The following is a 1,199-nucleotide window of genomic DNA, read 5'->3' on the forward strand; positions in this document are numbered from 1 at the left end:
GGGGGTGGCCGCAGAGACCAGCGAGAAGCGACTGTTTACTAAAAACACAGGTCCGTGCGAAGCCGTAAGGCGATGTATACGGACTGACGCCTGCCCGGTGCTGGAACGTTAAGGGGACCGGTTAGCTCTGTTTCGACAGGGCGAAGCTGAGAACTTAAGCGCCAGTAAACGGCGGTGGTAACTATAACCATCCTAAGGTAGCGAAATTCCTTGTCGGGTAAGTTCCGACCTGCACGAATGGCGTAACGACTTCTCGACTGTCTCAACCATAGGCCCGGTGAAATTGCACTACGAGTAAAGATGCTCGTTTCGCGCAGCAGGACGGAAAGACCCCGGGACCTTTACTACAGTTTGATATTGGTGTTCGGTTCGGCTTGTGTAGGATAGGTGGGAGACTTTGAAGCCGTGACGCCAGTCATGGTGGAGTCGCCGTTGAAATACCACTCTGGTCGTGCTGGATGTCTAACCTCGGTCCGTGATCCGGATCAGGGACAGTGTCTGATGGGTAGTTTAACTGGGGCGGTTGCCTCCCAAAGGGTAACGGAGGCGCCCAAAGGTTCCCTCAGCCTGGTTGGCAATCAGGTGTTGAGTGTAAGTGCACAAGGGAGCTTGACTGTGAGACCGACGGGTCGAGCAGGGACGAAAGTCGGGACTAGTGATCCGGCGGTGGCTTGTGGAAGCGCCGTCGCTCAACGGATAAAAGGTACCCCGGGGATAACAGGCTGATCTTCCCCAAGAGTCCATATCGACGGGATGGTTTGGCACCTCGATGTCGGCTCGTCGCATCCTGGGGCTGGAGTCGGTCCCAAGGGTTGGGCTGTTCGCCCATTAAAGCGGTACGCGAGCTGGGTTTAGAACGTCGTGAGACAGTTCGGTCCCTATCCGCTGTGCGCGTAGGAATATTGAGAAGGGCTGTCCCTAGTACGAGAGGACCGGGACGGACGAACCTCTGGTGTGCCAGTTGTCCTGCCAAGGGCATGGCTGGTTGGCTACGTTCGGGAGGGATAACCGCTGAAAGCATCTAAGCGGGAAGCCTGCTTCGAGATGAGTATTCCCACCTCCTTGAGAGGGTAAGGCTCCCAGTAGACGACTGGGTTGATAGGCCGGATGTGGAAGCCCAGTAATGGGTGGAGCTGACCGGTACTAATAGGCCGAGGGCTTGTCCTCAGTTGCTCGCGTCCACTGTGTTAGTTCTGAAG

1 rRNA gene (running past one end of the window) is annotated in these 1,199 nt (G+C 56.3%); it reads left to right on the plus strand.

Features of this window, described 5'->3' with window-relative positions:
• A 23S ribosomal RNA gene (locus tag ACIP8Z_RS37570) occupies positions 1 to 1,167 on the plus strand; it begins 2,051 nt to the left of the window's first position.
• Positions 1,168 to 1,199: the final 32 nt, after the last annotated feature.

The organism is Streptomyces sp. NPDC088553 (genome assembly GCF_044752965.1).
Lineage (GTDB): Bacteria > Actinomycetota > Actinomycetes > Streptomycetales > Streptomycetaceae > Streptomyces.